At 71.8% G+C, this 16,055-nt stretch carries 13 protein-coding genes; 7 read left to right on the top strand and 6 right to left on the bottom strand.

What is annotated here, in order from left to right; genetic code table 11:
* Position 1 precedes the first annotated feature (1 nt).
* The 3 genes from ACIBVP_RS09565 to ACIBVP_RS09555 form a co-directional block, all read right to left on the bottom strand.
* Complete coding sequence (locus ACIBVP_RS09565; RefSeq protein ID WP_396105591.1) at positions 2-1,651, bottom strand: EAL domain-containing protein; 1,650 nt, start codon at positions 1,649-1,651, stop codon at positions 2-4.
* 121 nt (positions 1,652-1,772) lie between these two features.
* Positions 1,773-2,099: a hypothetical protein gene (locus ACIBVP_RS09560; protein ID WP_396105590.1), complete on the bottom strand. Its 327-nt coding sequence runs from the start codon at positions 2,097-2,099 to the stop codon at positions 1,773-1,775.
* Positions 2,096-3,157, bottom strand: a complete 1,062-nt coding sequence (locus ACIBVP_RS09555; protein WP_396105589.1) for a lycopene cyclase family protein — start codon at positions 3,155-3,157, stop codon at positions 2,096-2,098. The genes ACIBVP_RS09560 and ACIBVP_RS09555 overlap by 4 nt, the downstream gene beginning before the upstream one ends.
* On the opposite strand from ACIBVP_RS09555, the gene ACIBVP_RS09550 reads away from it, so the two are divergent.
* The 3 genes from ACIBVP_RS09550 (at position 3,156) to ACIBVP_RS09540 (ending at position 8,194) form a co-directional block, all read left to right on the top strand.
* Complete coding sequence (locus tag ACIBVP_RS09550) at positions 3,156-4,721, top strand: deoxyguanosinetriphosphate triphosphohydrolase family protein (RefSeq protein ID WP_396105588.1); 1,566 nt, start codon at positions 3,156-3,158, stop codon at positions 4,719-4,721. The genes ACIBVP_RS09555 and ACIBVP_RS09550 overlap by 2 nt on opposite strands.
* 221 nt (positions 4,722-4,942) lie before the next feature.
* The gene (locus tag ACIBVP_RS09545; protein ID WP_396105854.1) at positions 4,943-7,693 is read left to right on the top strand and encodes a S8 family serine peptidase; all 2,751 of its coding nucleotides are present in this window, start codon (positions 4,943-4,945) and stop codon (positions 7,691-7,693) included.
* A gap of 69 nt (positions 7,694-7,762) precedes the next feature.
* Complete coding sequence (locus ACIBVP_RS09540) at positions 7,763-8,194, top strand: SRPBCC family protein (RefSeq protein ID WP_396105587.1); 432 nt, start codon at positions 7,763-7,765, stop codon at positions 8,192-8,194.
* 54 nt (positions 8,195-8,248) lie between these two features.
* Here the strand turns inward: ACIBVP_RS09540 and ACIBVP_RS09535 are convergent, their stop codons facing one another.
* Positions 8,249-9,268, bottom strand: a complete 1,020-nt coding sequence (locus tag ACIBVP_RS09535; RefSeq protein WP_396105586.1) for a Glu/Leu/Phe/Val dehydrogenase dimerization domain-containing protein — start codon at positions 9,266-9,268, stop codon at positions 8,249-8,251.
* Between the two features lie 112 nt (positions 9,269-9,380).
* Here ACIBVP_RS09535 and ACIBVP_RS09530 point away from each other — a divergent pair, with 112 nt between their 5' ends.
* On the top strand, positions 9,381-9,836 hold the full coding sequence (locus ACIBVP_RS09530; protein WP_396105585.1) for an Lrp/AsnC family transcriptional regulator: 456 nt from the start codon (positions 9,381-9,383) through the stop codon (positions 9,834-9,836).
* Here the strand turns inward: ACIBVP_RS09530 and ACIBVP_RS09525 are convergent.
* A complete protein-coding gene (locus ACIBVP_RS09525) occupies positions 9,828-10,592 on the bottom strand; it encodes an SDR family oxidoreductase (RefSeq protein ID WP_396105584.1) in 765 nt (254 codons plus the stop codon). The genes ACIBVP_RS09530 and ACIBVP_RS09525 overlap by 9 nt on opposite strands.
* A 179-nt stretch (positions 10,593-10,771) precedes the next feature.
* Here ACIBVP_RS09525 and ACIBVP_RS09520 point away from each other — a divergent pair, with 179 nt between their 5' ends.
* Entirely contained in the window at positions 10,772-12,403 is a 1,632-nt protein-coding gene (locus ACIBVP_RS09520) for an ABC-F family ATP-binding cassette domain-containing protein (protein ID WP_396105583.1), read from the top strand.
* 141 nt (positions 12,404-12,544) lie between these two features.
* On the top strand, positions 12,545-12,754 hold the full coding sequence (locus ACIBVP_RS09515; RefSeq protein ID WP_133909271.1) for a helix-turn-helix domain-containing protein: 210 nt from the start codon (positions 12,545-12,547) through the stop codon (positions 12,752-12,754).
* 5 nt (positions 12,755-12,759) lie between these two features.
* Here the strand turns inward: ACIBVP_RS09515 and ACIBVP_RS09510 are convergent, their stop codons facing one another.
* The gene (locus tag ACIBVP_RS09510; RefSeq protein WP_396105582.1) at positions 12,760-14,085 is read right to left on the bottom strand and encodes a glycosyltransferase family 87 protein; all 1,326 of its coding nucleotides are present in this window, start codon (positions 14,083-14,085) and stop codon (positions 12,760-12,762) included.
* Between the two features lie 103 nt (positions 14,086-14,188).
* On the opposite strand from ACIBVP_RS09510, the gene ACIBVP_RS09505 reads away from it, so the two are divergent.
* Positions 14,189-16,054, top strand: coding sequence for an ABC transporter ATP-binding protein (locus ACIBVP_RS09505; RefSeq protein ID WP_396105581.1), 1,866 nt, complete (start codon positions 14,189-14,191; stop codon positions 16,052-16,054).
* The last annotated feature ends 1 nt before the right edge of the window (position 16,055 follow it).

Below are 16,055 nucleotides of genomic sequence, written 5' to 3'. Positions count from 1 at the left end.
TCTAGGCGCCGACGGCGTGGTCCCGGCCGCGCAGCACGTCGACCCGGTCCGAGTTCGGTCGCCCGAGCACCCAGCTCGACGTCGGCACCGCCTTCGCCCGCTGCTTGAGCGGCGCCAGCAGCCGGGACGCCTCCCGGTGGGACGTCACCGACCCGACCGCGCACACCAGCGACGCGAGCGACACCGTGACCACCGTGCCGTCGACCCGCCACATCCGGTCGACCGCCTCGTTGGCGAGCGTGCCGACCTCGTCGACGTCGGTGACCACGAGGAAGTCGTCCCCGCCGACGTGTGCGACGCGGGTGCCCGGCAGGTTCACCGCGAGGTCCGACAGCACCCGGCCGAGCGCACGGATCAGGTCGTCCCCGGCGACGATGCCCTTGGTGTCGTTGACCGTCTTGAACCTGTCCACGTCGAGCCAGCTCACGACGAACATCTCCGCGCGCTCGATGCGCCGGTCGATCTCGCGGGTCACCTCACCGGTGCCGGGCAGCCGGGTCAGCGGGTTGAGCGCGACGGCCTGCTCGACCTTCGCCTCCGCGACCCCGCGCATCACCTCGGTCAACCGCACGGTCCCGACACACCGCCCGACCGGGTCGACCACGACCACGTCGTCACCGGCGCGGGAGCCCTCGGTCTCGCCGACCGCCTCCAGCAACTGGATGCCTGCCGCGTCCGCGCGGATCGTGCGTGGCGCGTCCGCGTGCCGGGCCGCGGGCCTGCTCGCGTGCAGCGCGTGCCCGTAGGGCCCGGTGACCGCGAGCAGGAACCGGTGGCGGGACAGCGACCAGCGCGGCCGCCCGCCGGAGTCGATCAGCACCACGCCGGTGACCTCGGGCGAGTCGACGAACACCTGCCGCACCTCTTCGGAGGTGGCCGACTCGGGCAGCGTGACCGCCGGGCGGACCAGGTCGGCGACCAGCGGGCCGCCTGGACCGGCGGGCACCCCGTCGAGCCGGGTGATCTCGGGCGCCACGTACGTCGGCGTACCGTGCTGTGCCGCCGCCATCAGGTTGCCCTGCGCGACCGGCACCCCCATCCTGCTGAGCACGGCGAGCTGGTCCTCCGACTCGACCCCCACGGCGGCGAGCCGGATGCCGGTGCGGGTCGCCAGGTGCCCGAGCGCCTCGATCATGGCGACGACCGCCGCGTTGCCCGGCACACCCGCCAGCAAGTAGGCGTCGAGCTTCACCATGTCCGGCAGCACGTCTGCGATGATCGACAGCGGCAGGTCGCCGTCCCCGGCCCCGTCGAAGGCGATGCGGAAACCCTGCTCCCGCAACGTCTTCAGCCCGCCGAGCAGTGCCTCGCGGGCGAGCCCGCCGAACGGCGGGGTGACCTCGACGGTCACGTCGGCGGGCTCCCGCCCGGTGGCCCGCAGCGCGGGAAGCAGGGGGCCGAGCAGCTCGTCGGTGCGGGTGGCGGTCTTCGCGAGGACGTTCACGTGCAGCGGCACCTCGGCCGTGGTGGCGGCGCGGACCGCCCCGGCCGCGAGCGCCGCGTCGACCTCGACCAGCCGGTTGCCGCGGGCGGCGTCCCGCAGCACGTCGTGCACGGTGCCGGTCCCGGGCCGGGCGAGGGCTTCGAGTGCGAGCAACCGTCCCGTGCGTGTCGACAGCATGGGCTGGAAGGCGTAGGAAACTCCCGGCACGGAGGCCACAGGAGCATCCTGGCGATCCGGCCTGGCGAGGTCACCTGATGTAACCGACTGTTCATGTTGGTGGGGGGCAAATCACCGTATCGGTGCAACGTGCTGCGGCAAAAGGTGCCTTCTACCTCGCCAACCACCGTGCGTACTGTTGTCGATCCGCTTTCACGACCTTCGCACGGTCGGTTACCGACAGTGAGAACCAGTCGGGTCGCATCTGCTGCGGGAACTCCGCCCACGCGAGCACGTCGCGGTGGTCCTGGCACGCGGTGTCGACGTAGCGCGGCAGCGCGTCGGTCCCGTCCTCGTCGCAGAGCTTCACGATCGCGAGCTGCACCCTCGCCCGCTCCGGCCCCGCGTACCCGTCGAGCACTCGCTGGACCGCCGCGGGGTCGGTGCCGGGGAACACCTGCGGGATCTTCCTGGCGAGGAGCTGGGCTGGAGTGTTCACGAGGCGATCATCTTCCGGCGGAGGTGGGCTGGTGCGGCGCGGAACAGGGCGGTCATCGCGGCGACCGTGCCGAGCACGTCGGTGCGCCCGGACAGGTAGGCGCGCTGGTGGCGGACCGGCAGGGCGAAGAACAGGTCGAAGAACTCCTCGTGCTCGGTGGCGGTGAGGCTCAGCAGGGTCGCGAGCCCGCGCATCCGCAACTGGTACACGAGCCGCGCCCGCCACGGCCAGATGACACGCCGCACCGCCCGCTGACCTCGCCCGATGGTGTCGGCGACCACCGGGGCGAGCCGGAACGCGTCGGCGACCGAGAACCCCGTGGCCGGGTGGACGAGCCCGGCGGCCGCCCCGAACCGGATCGGTCCACGTGCCCGCCGGGGCGGCGGTGGCACGTCGACGGGGAAGCGCACCCGCTCGACCGGCCCGGTCACCTCGCCCAGGCGCGCGTGGAGCCGGTCCCGCAGCTCGTCGAACCCGAGGCCGGGCTCGCGGGCGAGGCTCGTCTCCTCCAGCAGCATGCGGCCGTCGGGCAGCGGGATCGCGTAGAGGAACGTGGCGGGCCCGTCGGTGGGCTGCCGCCAGTCCATGAAGACGGCCTCGCGCGGTTCGGGGACGATCACCCCGTAGGCGGTCTGCTCCACCTCGCCCCGCCGCGCCCCGGTCGCGTCGAACACCATCCCGTGCCGGACCTCGCCGGTCGTGAGCGTCGCCGAGCCGGCCGTCATCGCCGTGGCCCGCGCCCTGACCACCTCGATGCCCGGGGACGCGCAGGCGGCGAGGACCGAGTCGTTGTCCAGCACCGCGTACTCCCGGGGCAGGACACGCCCGCCACCCCGCACCCGGGTGGTCACCCACCGCGACCCCGGCGGCAGCAACCGTGCCTCGTCCGCCCACACGCCGTAGGTCGCGTGCCACCGGTGACCAGGGGCGACGAGCGTGACGGCATGCCCCCGCCGCGCGCAGGCCCGTGCGAGTGCCCACCCGGCGGGCCCGCCACCGACCACGACAACGCCGACCACCAGCCGATCCCACCACACGACGACTAAGGTCTCCCGCATGGCTGATCAGGTCGACCCCAGGGAGGCGCGTCGCTCCGAGCGTCACGCAGGGCCCGAGTCCGGCGATCTGGCGGCGAGCCCGTACCGGGTCGACCGGGACCGCATCGTCGCGTCCCCGTTCTTCGCGCGCCTGGGCGGGGTCACCCAGGTGGTGAGCGCGTCCGGGTCCGGGCTGCTGCACAACCGCCTGACGCACAGCCTCAAGGTCGCCCAGGTGGCCCGCGCCATCGCGGAACGGCTCAGCGCCGACCCGGTGTTCGCGTCGGTCATCGACAAGCTCGGCGGCTGCGACCCCGACGTCGCCGAGGCCGCCGCGCTCGCCCACGACCTCGGCCACCCGCCGTTCGGACACCTCGGCGAGCAGGTCCTCGACCGCCTCGCGCGACACCGCTTCAGCCTTCCCGACGGGTTCGAGGGCAACGCGCAGAGCCTGCGGATCGTGACCACCACCGACACCGGCGGCCCGAGCGCGGTGGGCCTCGACCTGACCGCCGCGGTCCGCGCGGCGATGCTGAAGTACCCGTGGACCCGCCTCACCCACCCCGACCCGCACCCGAGGCACATGGCGTCCCCGCCGCGCGGCGCCTCGGAACCCGCGGGCGAACCGGGCACCGGGTCGAGCAAGTTCTCCGTCTACGTCACCGAACTCGACGACATGGCGCAGTCGCGGGCCGCGTTCGCGGGCCGGCTCGCGAGCTGGCAGCAGACCGTCGAGGCGTCGGTGATGGACACCGCGGACGACATCGCCTACGCCATCCACGACCTCGAGGACTTCCACCGGATCGGCGTCCTGCAACACGCGCCGGTGGCGGCCGAGCTGGGGCACTGGCTGTCCAGCGCGCTCGAACTCGCCGCGCTGGACGACGAGACGCTCGCCGCGCAGGCCCGCCGTCCCGGCTACTCGCTCGAACAGCTACGCCGCCGCATGCACCGCCGCGACGCGTGGGTGGTCGACGACGACGCGTTCGTCGCCGCCGTGGCACGGGTGCGCACGGAGCTGGTCGACGGCATGCTCGACACCCCGTTCGACGGTTCCGTCGAGACGGAACAGGCGGTCGCGCGGTTCTCGTCGGTGTGGACCGTCCGGCTCGTCGACGGTATGACGGTCGTGATGGACCCGCCCACCCGCTCCGGGCACGTCATGCTCGCGCCCGCGCAGTGGCACGAGGTGCAGGTCCTCAAGTTCGTCCACCGCCGGTTCGTCCTGTTGCGCCCGGATCTCGCGCTGCACCAACGGGGTCAGGCCGCGATGCTGACCGCACTGGTGGAAGCGCTCGAACAGTGGCTGTCCGACCGACACGAGGCGAACCGGCTGCCGAGGCGGCTCGGTGACCTCGTCGACCTGGCCGAGACCGAGTACCGCGCGCTCGCCAGGACCGACATGTCCACTTTGGTCGGTGCGACCGGTGAGCCGCCGCACGGCGAGTTCGGAATCCGTGAGCTGGCAAGGGGTCGAGCCGTGATCGACTTCGTCGCGTCTCTCACGGACAGTCAGGCCGCGACGTTGCTCGACGCCCTTTCCGGGCGCAGCGCGCAGCCCTGGTCCGACGCATTCGTCCTGTGAGTCGCTGACGGACCGCGACCGTTAACACACACGCTGTGTGGTTGCGCCGAATGGCCGCTGTGTCGGAAAGCTTCTGACCATACGTTTGGTCCGGCCGGGGGCACCGGCACTGGGCAGTCGTGAGTCGGGGCACGGCCGAGCAATCGCGGAGGACATCCGTGCGTTCACCTGCACACGCATCACGAAGATCCCGAGTACTTCTCACCACCGCCGCGTGTCTGCTGGCAGTGGTGGGACTGGCTACTCCCGCCGTGGCCGCGCCACCGCGCGAGGACCAGCAGATCTCCGCCGAGAAGAGGGCGGCGAACCAGATCGCCGCCCTCCAGGCCATCAAGAAGAGCCAGTCGTCCGCTGAGGCCAAAGTGGACAGTCAGCTGGTGTTGCGGCAGCGGTTGGGAGGCGCCCGGACGGCGAGCGCGACCGTGCCGTTGCTGCGCAACGACGTCGACACCAACGCCAAGGGCAAGGTGTCGGTCGACATCCGCGCCCGCGTCAGCGACGGTCTGCTGGAGACCCTCGCGGCCAAGGGCGCCGAGGTCAAGGTCACCTCGGAGCGGTACGGCTCGATCCGGGCCGACGTGCCGCTGTCCGCGATCAACTCGATCGCCGCGCTGCCCGGCGTGAAGCGCGTCGAGGAGGCGGGTGGCTACATGACCGCCCGCGAACTCTCCCCGGACGAGAACCGCGAGCCGGAGAGCAAGGCCGAGCGGGACGCGCGGATCGAGAAGGAGACCCGCGCCGCGCTGGCCGCCCGCGCGGGCACGCTCGACAGCGAGGGCGACCGCGCGCACAACGCGGACACCGCGCGTGCCGAGGTCGGGGTCACCGGTATCGGCGTGAAGATCTGCGCCCTGTCCGACGGCGTGTCCTCGCTCGCGGCCTCCCAGGCCCGCGGCGAGCTGCCCGCCGTGGACGTGCTGCCGGGCGAGGCGGGCTCGGGTGACGAGGGCACCGCGATGCTCGAGATCATCCACGACGTGGCGCCGGGCGCCGAACTCGGCTTCGCCACGGCGTTCCGCAGCGACGCGAGCTTCGCGGACAACATCCGCAAGCTCCGTTTCGACGCCGGCTGCGACATCATCGTCGACGACATCATCTACTTCAAGGAAGCCCGGTTCCAGGACTGGATCATCGCCCAGGCCGTGAACGACGTGATCGCGGACGGCGCGCTGTACTTCTCGTCCGCGGGCAACGAGGGCAACACCGTCGACGGCACGGCGGGGCACTGGGAGGGCGACTACGTCAACTCCGGTCAGGTCATCGGCAAGATGGCGGGCTACGCCCACGACTTCGACCCCGGTCCCGGCACGCAGGTCCTCGACCCGTTCACGGCCGCGGCGGGCCGCCCGGTCATCCTGAACTGGGCCGACCCGGTCGGCGCGTCCGCCAACGACTACGACCTGTACGTCGTGAACTCGTCGGGCAACGTCGTGGCCGCGAGCCAGAACTACCAGACCGGTACGCAGGACGCCTACGAGCGCGTCGACGTGCCCGCGGGGTCGAACCTGCGGGTCGCCGTGGTCAAGTTCTCGGGGGCCGACCGGTACCTGTCGGTCACCGTGCTGCGTGGCCGCTTCGTCGACCAGGGCACGCTGAAGGCGTTCGCCACCCCGGGGGTCTCGTGGGGCCACTCGGCCGCACGCGGCGCGTTCTCGACCGCGGCCGCCCCGGCCGCCGTCGCGTGGTCCGGCGTCCTCGTGCCGGGCGACCCGGCGAACCCGGCGGGCCCGTACCCGGGCACGTACGACTCGAACTCGCGGCTGGAGCGGTTCTCCTCGGACGGCCCCCGCAGGGTCTTCTTCGAGGCGGACGGCACGCCGATCACCCCGGGCGACTTCAGCTCGACCGGCGGCGAGGTGCGGCAGAAGCCGGACATCACCGCGGCGGACGGCGTGGTCACCAGCGTGAGCGGCTTCACCCGGTTCTACGGCACTTCGGCGGCGGCCCCGCACGCGGCGGCCATCGCGGGTCTCGTGCTCTCCGGCAACCCGGGCATCGACCCGGCGGAGGTGCGTGAGGCGCTCACCCGCACGGCGATTGACATCGCCGAGCCGGGGGTCGACGGCCGCAGCGGCCACGGCGTGCTGCTCGCCGACCGCGTGCTCGCCTACACCGGCGCCAGCCCGCAGCCGCTCGCGGTCGCGGAGACGCCGAAGGTGACACCGGAGAGCGGCAGCGAGTACCTGCAGCCGGGCGACACGGCGACGGTGTCCCTCCCGGTGACCAACATCGGTGACGGCACCGCGGTGTCGACGAGCGTCGTACTCACCACGTCCGCCCCGGGTGTCACCGTGACGCCGCGCGCCCAGTCCTACGGCACGATCCCGCGCGGCGAGACCGTGGTGAAGGACTACACGATCACCGTGCCCGCCACGCACGAGGTCGGTGTGCCCATCCAGTTCGCCACCCGGGTGACGTTCGCGGGCGTGTTCTCGCCGAGGACGGCCACGTTCTCCGTGGGTGTCGGGCAGCCGTCGGACGAGTCGGTGACGTTCGCGTACTCGGGCGCCCCGGTCGCGATCCCCGACAACAGCACCCTCGGCGCGACGGTGCGGATCCCGGTGAGCGGCTTCGGTCGCGCGTCGCGGATCTCGCTGTCCGTGGACGGCACCACCTGCAGCACGCAGGAAGGTGCCACGACCGTGGGCATCGACCACACCTACGTCGGTGACCTGGTCGGCACGCTGACCGCGCCGAGCGGCCAGACGGCGACGCTGTTCAGCCGCAACGGAAGCAGCGGCAACAACATGTGCCAGGTCGTGTTCGACGACGCCGCCGCGAACCCGTTCTCGTCGGTGACGTCCGGCACCGCCCCGTTCACCGGGGCGTGGCGGCCGGCCACCGCCATCGACGCGCTGACCGGCGCGCCGGCGGACGGCACGTGGACGTTCACGGTGCAGGACGCCGCGGGTGCCGACACCGGCTCGCTGCGTGGCATCTCGTTGCACCTCAACGGGTACGTGCGGCCGTAGCCCGGTTTCGTTGGCCGCCCGCCGGTTTCGCACCGGCGGGCGGCCCTGCGCACGGCTACGCTCTGCGTCGTGCCCAAGGTCAACGCGACAGCCACCGTTCCGGCGTCCCCGTCCCGCACGTGGGCGGTGGCCTCGGACCTGACCCGCTTCGACGAGTGGATGACCCTCCACGACGGCTGGCGCGGTGCCCTGCCCGACGAGATCGAGCAGGGCACCTCCCTCACGTCGGTCGTCAAGGTGATGGGCCTGCGGAACCGGGTCAGCTGGCTGGTCGAGTCCTACACGCCGCCGTCCGGCCTGCGGATCAAGGGCCGTGGTGTCGGCGGCGTGCGGGTCGCGCTCGCACTGTCCATCCGGGAGTCCGGTGACGGCTCGACGGTGACCATCGACGCCGAGGTCACCGGCCGACCGGTCTTCGGCCCCGTCGGGGTGGCGATCGGCCGTGCCGTCCGCGCGGACGTCCGGCGCTCGGTCGAGGCCCTCGCGGACCTCGTCAGGTGACGCACGGGGTGCGCACGGCTTCCCCGCGCGTCCTGGCGACCTGACAGCCGCTGATCACACCAGCGCCGCCGCCCCGAGCCGCTGTTCGGCCAACGTCAGGGCTTCCGCCAATGGGGTGGTCCCGCCCGCCGCGGCGCGGGCGAGCAGCGTGCCGACCGTGTCCTCGATCATCGCCACGCGGGTCATGGCGGCGTCGTGGTCGAGGCCCTCCGCCTCGCGGGTGAGGGTGTAGATCACGCCGCCCGCGCTCGCCACGAAGTCCGGGACCCACGTGACGCCCGCCGCCGCCAGGGCGGTGGCCACGTCGTCGCGGGCCAGCTGGTTGTTCGCCGGGCCCACGACCAGCGGTGCCCGCACCGAGGAGTCGACGACCCCGCCCACCGCCGCCGGGACCAGCACGTCCACCGGAAGGCCGTACGCCGACGCCACCGGCACCTGCTCGTACCCGGCGCACCGCGCCGCGTCCACGTCCGCGGCGACGACCGTCGCACCCTCCTCCGCGAGCGCGCGGGCGACGAGCGACCCCACCGAACCCATGCCCACCACCGCGACCCGGCGCCTGGCCGCCGACGGCGACCCGAACACCGCGGACGCGCCCGCGCGCAGCGCGGCCAGCACCCCCGCGGCGGTCGGGCCGCTCGACGACCCGGTGCCGCCCGCCGACTCCGGCAGACAGAACACGTGGTCGGTGAACTCCCGCAGGTACAGCATGTCGTCCGGGCCGGTACCGATGTCCGGGCCCGCCAGGTACGACCCGTCGAAGGTGGCGATCAGCTCCCCGAGGTCGGCGAGCGCGGCCGCCCGCAGCTCCGCCGTCACCGGCGTCGACGACGGCACCGCGATCACGCTCTTCCCGCCGCCGAACGGCACGCCCGCCACGGCGTTCTTGTACGTCATCCCCTTCGCCAGCCGCAGCGCGTCGAGCTGGCCGTCCTGCCACGTCGGGTACTGCTTCAGCCGGATCCCGCCCGCCGCGGGCCCGAGCGTCCGCGAGTGCACCGCCACCGTGACCGGCACCCCCGAGCGCCGTCCGAGCCGGGTCACGACCTCCACGTGCTCCCACGATTCGACCATCACGTCCTCCTGCCGAACAAACGCGCAACCGACACCGAGAACGCTAGGCAGATCAGGAGGCTCACACGCGCTACGCCGAAGAAGATTCGGTCCGGGCGGGCAGAATGGGGGCATGGACGAAGTGGATTCGGCGATCATCCGGGAGCTGCAGGAAGACGCGCGGCAACCCAACCAGGACATCGCGCGCAAGGTCGGGATCGCGCCGTCGACCTGCCTGGAACGCACCCGGTTGCTACGCCAGCGCGGCGTGATCCGCGGCTACCACGCGGACATCGACCTCAAGGCACTCAACCGGGGCGTCCAGGCACTCGTCGCCGCACAGGTGCGGCCGCTGTCGCGGCGGGTGATCGAGTCCTTCCAGAACTCGGTCGCCGCGCTGCCGGAGGTGCTCTCGGTGTTCACCCTGGCCGGCAGCGACGACTTCATCATCCACGTGACCGCGCAGGACATCGACCACCTGCACGCGTTCCTCGTGGACCGGCTCACCAGCCGCCGCGAGATCGTCGGCTTCCGCACGTCGATCGTCTACCGGCACCAGGTGAACACGGTCCTCGCCCGCTTAGAGTGAGCCGGTCGCGAGCATGCCGCCGTCGACGCGCACGGTCTCGCCGGTGATCCACGACGCCTGGTCGGACGCGAGGAACGCCACCAGCTGCGCCACGTCGGCCGGGTCGCCGAGCCGTCGCATCGGGTACCGCGCGGCCGCCGCCTCCTCGTCCGCGCTGTAGAGCGCCTCGGCGAACTTCGTCTTCACCACGGCCGGGGCCACGGCGTTGACGCGCACGTTCGGGCCGAGCTGCCACGCCAGCTCCTCGGTGAGCCGGATCAACGCGGCCTTCGAGGCGCCGTACGCGGCGATGACCCCGGACGAACGCAGGCCCGCGACCGACGCGATGTTCACGATCGACCCGCCGTGCTCGGCCATCCACGCCTTCAGGGCGAGCTGCACGTACCCGAGCGCCCCGACCACGTTCACGTCGAACAGCTTGCGGACCGCGCCCAGGTCGGCCTCGGCGAGCGGGCCGTAGGTCGGGTTGATGCCGGTGTTGTTGATCAGCACGTCGAGCGAGCCGAACTCCTCGACGGTGCGGCGCACGACCTCGGCCCGGTCGTCGTCGTTGCCGGTGTTCGCCGGAACCGCCAGCACCCGCGCGTCCGGCACGAGCCCGCGCAGCTCGTCGGCCGCGGCCGCGATCTGGTCGGCCTTGCGCGAGGAGATCGTGACGGCGGCGCCACCACGGGCGAGCTCGACGGCGATGGCGTGCCCGATGCCGCGGCTGGCACCCGTGACCAGCGCGACCTTTCCCTTGAAGTCCGGTGTCATGGGCCGACCCTAGCTAAGCGAGCGCTTAGTGCGCGAGTGCGCGCGAAAACCTGTTGAGCACGGCACGTATAGTCAACGTCGTGGTGATCCGTACGGCCTAGGTGGCGGGCGGGCTCGCTGGTCACGGCCAGCGAGCGGACGAGGCCTGCCCATGACCAACCTCCCGGAGCTTCCGAATCATGATCACCGCAACCGACCTCGAACTGCGTGCCGGCACCCGCATCCTGCTCTCCGACGCCACGCTGCGCGTCCAGCCCGGCGACCGCATCGGCCTCGTCGGCCGCAACGGTGCGGGCAAGACCACCTCCCTGCGCGTCCTCGCGGGCGAAGGCGAGCCCTACGCGGGCGACCTGCGCCGGTCCGGGGAGATCGGCTACCTCCCGCAGGACCCGCGGGAGGGCAACCTGTCCATCACCGCCAAGGACCGCGTGCTGTCCGCGCGTGGTCTCGACGAGCTGCTGCGTGAGATGGAGAAGGCGCAGTCGGCGATGTCCGAGCACGCCGACGACTCCGTCCGCGACAAGGCCGTGCGCCGCTACGGCCGTCTCGAGGAGCGGTTCGCCGCGCTCGGCGGCTACGCGGCGGAGAGCGAGGCCGCGCGGATCTGCGCGAACCTCGGCCTGCCCGACCGCGTGCTGGCCCAGCAGGTCGGCACGCTCTCGGGCGGTCAGCGCCGCCGCGTGGAGCTGGCCCGCATCCTGTTCGCCGCGGCCGAGGCGGGCGCGGGCAGCGGGGGCTCGGGCACCACGCTGCTGCTCGACGAGCCGACCAACCACCTCGACGCCGACTCGATCAACTGGCTGCGCGGCTTCCTCAAAGCCCACAACGGCGGGCTCGTCGTGATCAGCCACGACGTCGAGCTGCTAGCCGACGTGGTCAACAAGGTGTGGTTCCTCGACGCCATGCGCGGTGAGGTCGACGTCTACAACATGACCTGGCAGCGCTACCTCGACGCCCGCGCGGCGGACGAGAAGCGCCGCCGCCGCGAGCGCGCCAACGCCGAGAAGAAGGCGGGGGCGCTGCAGGCGCAGGCCGACAAGATGCGCGCGAAGGCCACCAAGGCCGTCGCGGCGCAGAACATGATGAAACGGGCCGAACGCCTGCTGTCCGGTCTCGACGAGGTCCGGCAGGCCGACAAGGTCGCGCGCATCCGGTTCCCGGAGCCCGCGCCGTGCGGCAAGACGCCGCTCCAGGCCGAAGGCCTGTCGAAGTCCTACGGCTCGCTGGAGATCTTCTCGGGCGTCGACCTGGCGATCGACCGCGGCTCACGCGTGGTCGTGCTCGGCCTCAACGGCGCCGGCAAGACGACGCTGCTGCGGCTGCTCGGCGGCATGGAGGAGGCCGACGCGGGCGAGGTCGTCCCCGGCCACGGCCTGCGGATCGGCTACTACGCCCAGGAGCACGAGACGCTCGACCACAGCGCGTCGGTGTGGGAAAACGTCCGCCACGCCGCGCCGGACACCCCGGAGCAGCAGCTGCGATCGCTGCTCGGCACGTTCCTGTTCACCGGCGAGCAGCTCGAGCAGTCCGCGGGCACACTGTCCGGTGGTGAGAAGACCCGGCTCGCGTTGGCGGGCCTGGTGTCCAGTGCCGCGAACGTGCTGCTGCTCGACGAGCCGACGAACAACCTCGACCCGGCGTCCCGCGAGCGCGTTCTGGAAGCCCTGCGGGGATATACGGGCGCCGTTGTGCTCGTCACACACGACCCCGGCGCGGTCGAGGCGTTGGAGCCCGAACGAGTGATCCTCCTGCCCGACGGCACGGAAGATCACTGGTCAGCGGACTATCTGGAACTGGTCCAGCTGGCCTGACCATTGCGCCATCCCGGTGAGGCGTGACTGATTTCATAGGTATTTTCGATCTCGCCTGGCATTCCGCGCGCTCGTGTTCGATCATTGGCCACGGCAGGTGTTCCACTAAACCTCCGTGACACGCTACGGAAGGCGGACGACGTGGCTGATCTGAAGAAGGGCGCGCGGATCACCGGCAGTACGCGCGACAAACTGGCGGCCGATCTCAAGAAGAAGTACGAGAAGGGCGCCAGCATTCGTGCCCTGGCCGAGTCGACGGGGCGGTCGTACGGTTTCGTGCACCGCGTCCTGTCGGAATCCGGGGTGACGTTGCGCGGCCGGGGTGGCGCAACGCGAACGAAGAAGAAGTAACCGGGTCACGCTTGGATGCCGCGGGTGTCGGGGCTCGCGACCGGGTCGTCGTCAGAGTCGGGGTCTCCTCCTGGGGGCCTGGCGTGGTCGCCGGTCGGACCCGCAGGCGTCCTGGTCTTCTCCTTCCGCGCGGCGGCGAAGCCGAGCATCGCACCGCACATCGCCAGCGGGTACACGAGATAACCCCAGCGCGTGGCCGGTGCGAGGATGATCGCCGTCCCGAGACCCACCGCGGTACGCAGCATCACGTCCGCGGGGTCGCGTGGCGGGCGGATCACCAGCCACCCCGCGATGGCACAGGCTGCCAGCGTGAGCAGGGCGAGTGACACCGCGTGCCCGACCGAACCGAGCTGCGCGATCAGGTGTCCCGGCAGCGGACTCGCGGCGGGTGAGCCGGCCTCGCCGAGCCCGGCCGGGTAGAGGACCACGTGCTCGACGAACGACTGGGGGTCGACCGACAGCACCGGGATCACCAGCACCGCGCTCGTGATCAACACTGTACCAAAGAAGATCAACAACGCTCGTGTCCCGCGCGTCGCGACGATCGCGACGGCGATGACGGCGAGCGCGGGCAAGGCCGTGAGCTTCATGGTGATGACCACGGCCAGGGTGACGCCTGCCCATATCGGGCTCGCCCGAAAAGCCAGTGCCGCACCGAGCACGATCAGGGCGATCACCGGGATGTCGTCGCCCGCCACCACCATCGTCAGCAGCGTGAGCGGGCTGACCGCGGCGAGCTGCGCCGCGAGGACCGGTACCCGTGGCCGGCCCGTCACCTTCAGCGCGAGCACGATGACGAGCACGGTGACGACCGCGAACGCGATCCGCGAGTCGGTCAGCGGGCCGTCGCCGAACAACGCGCGCGGCAGGCCGAACACGGTCATGGCGGGGCCGTAGGGCGTGTAGTCGTCGGGATGGGCGGCCCTGCCCAGGAGCCCGAGGTCCGGGTACGGCGTGCCGTTCGCCAGCAGCAGGCTCGCGGACCGCTCGACGACCCACACCTCGGGCTGCGCCGGGAACGACCAGGGCCAGTTCCCCCACACGAACGCGGGGTCGCGGCGGAAGACCAGCACGAACAACGGCACGACCCCGGCGAGCAGTCCCGCGACCACCACCGGTGTCCAGCGGGACGCGAGCCACCTGACCTTCGTGCTGGTCACGAGCTGCACGACCGAAACTGTCAGTGCCAGCAGATAGCCTGCGGTCGCGAAGTTGCCCCACACGCGATAGCCGTAGAACTCGGAGAACATCGCGTTGCCGGCGGCGAAGAGCAGGCTGACACCGTAGAAGAGCAGGTCCAGACGCAACGCTCGTCGACCGGTCCGCTCCACGCGGGCAGGCTACCGAGCGGCACCGACGTGTTCGCTCTCCGGGTAACCGGGAAGGCGCCGACCACCACCGGCGTTGCCGAGATCGGGCAGAGGAGGGGTGCACGTGGAGAACAGCTGGATGCTGATGCGTGGCGCCATGCACGCGCAGGACGCGCCGAAGGGGCTGAAGAAGGGCACGATCCGCCGCGTCTACTCGTTCGCGGGGCCGCACCGGGGCAAGCTGGTCGTGTTCCTGGCACTGACGATGATCTCGGCGGTGCTCGCGGTGAGCACGCCGCTGCTCGCGGGCGAGGTCGTGAACGCCATCGTCGGCGGCGGCGCCGTGTCGACGGTGGTGTGGCTCGCGGTGGCGATCGCGGGGGTGGCGATCGCGGACGCCGCGCTGGGGCTGGCCGAGCGCTGGCAGTCCTCCCGCATCGGTGAGGGGCTGATCTACGACCTGCGGCGGGCCGTGTTCGGGCACGTGCAGCGGATGCCGGTCGCGTTCTTCACCAGGACGCGGACGGGTGCGCTGGTGTCGCGGCTCAACAACGACGTGATGGGGGCGCAGCGGGCGTTCACGTCGACGCTCGCCGGGCTGGTGACCAACGTGATCCAGCTCGTGCTGTCGGTCGGTGTGATGCTGACGCTGTCGTGGCAGGTGACCCTGCTGGCGCTGGTGCTGCTGCCGATCTTCGTGCTGCCCGCGCGGCGGATGGGGCGGCGGATGGCCGACCTGCAGCGCGAGTCGGCCGGGCTGAACGCGTCGATGACCACGCAGATGACCGAGCGGTTCTCCGCGCCCGGCGCCACGCTCGTGAAGCTGTTCGGGCACCCGAGGGCCGAACTGGAGGAGTTCTCGGGCCGCGCGGCGCGGGTGCGGGACATCGGGGTGCGCTCGGCGATGCTGACCCGCTGGTTCATGACGAGCCTGACGCTGGTGTCGGCGCTCGCGCAGGCCCTGGTGTACGGCCTGGGCGGCTACCTGGCGATCACCGGTGCGCTGGCGCCGGGCACGGTCGTGGCGCTCGCGCTGCTGCTGACCAGGCTGTACACGCCGCTGACCGCGCTCGCGAACGTGCGCGTGGACGTGATGACCGCGCTGGTGTCGTTCGAGCGGGTCTTCGAGGTGCTGGACCTGAAACCGATGATCGCGGAGAAGCCGTCGCCGGCCACCGTGCCCGACGGTGGCGTGGCGGTGGAGTTCGACGACGTCCACTTCGCCTACCCGTCGCCCGAGCAGGTGTCGCTGGCGTCGCTGGAAGAGGTGGCGGTGCTCGACAAGCGCGGCGGCGAGGAGGTGCTGCACGGGGTGTCGTTCCGCGCCGAGGCGGGGGAGATGGTCGCGCTGGTCGGGTCGTCGGGTGCGGGCAAGTCGACGATCGCCTCGCTGGTGCCGCGGCTGTACGACGTGTCGTCCGGCACCGTCCGGTTGTCCGATGTGGACGTCCGCGAACTGTCGTTCGACGCGTTGCGCGACGCGGTCGGCGTGGTCACGCAGGACGGTCACCTGTTCCACGACACGATCCGCGCGAACCTGTTGTACCCGAGGCCCTCCGCGTCCGAGGACGACCTGTGGGAGGCGCTGCGCCGGGCTCGTCTGGACGAGCTGGTGCGCAGCCTCCCCGACGGCCTCGACACCGTGGTGGGGGAGCGCGGCTACCGGTTGTCCGGCGGTGAACGGCAGCGGCTGACGATCGCGCGCCTGCTGCTCGCGTCGCCGAGGGTCGTGATCCTGGACGAGGCGACGGCGCACCTGGACTCGGAGTCGGAGGTGGCGGTGCAGGAGGCGCTGGCCGACGCGCTCGCCGAGCGCACCGCCATCGTGATCGCGCACCGCCTGTCGACGATCCGCGCGGCCGATCAGATCCTGGTGGTGGAGGCCGGCCGCGTCGTCGAACGCGGCGACCACGACACGTTGCTGGCGGCGGGCGGCCGGTACGCCGAGCTGTACCGCACGCAGTTCGCGAACCAGCCCACGGCGGCGTGAG

Source organism: Actinophytocola sp. NPDC049390 (assembly GCF_044466355.1).
Taxonomy (GTDB): domain Bacteria; phylum Actinomycetota; class Actinomycetes; order Mycobacteriales; family Pseudonocardiaceae; genus Actinophytocola.
This window is presented reverse-complemented; position numbering and strand designations above follow the sequence as displayed.

Bases quoted from the DNA above. Each gene is read 5' to 3' on its own strand.
- ACIBVP_RS09555 (WP_396105589.1), bottom strand. From the start codon at position 3,157: ATGCGGGAGACCTTAGTCGTCGTGTGGTGGGATCGGCTGGTGGTCGGC.
- ACIBVP_RS09520 (WP_396105583.1), top strand. From the start codon at position 10,772: ATGATCACCGCAACCGACCTCGAACTGCGTGCCGGCACCCGCATCCTG.
- ACIBVP_RS09525 (WP_396105584.1), bottom strand. From the start codon at position 10,592: ATGACACCGGACTTCAAGGGAAAGGTCGCGCTGGTCACGGGTGCCAGC.
- ACIBVP_RS09530 (WP_396105585.1), top strand. From the start codon at position 9,381: ATGGACGAAGTGGATTCGGCGATCATCCGGGAGCTGCAGGAAGACGCG.
- ACIBVP_RS09550 (WP_396105588.1), top strand. From the start codon at position 3,156: ATGGCTGATCAGGTCGACCCCAGGGAGGCGCGTCGCTCCGAGCGTCAC.
- ACIBVP_RS09535 (WP_396105586.1), bottom strand. From the start codon at position 9,268: ATGGTCGAATCGTGGGAGCACGTGGAGGTCGTGACCCGGCTCGGACGG.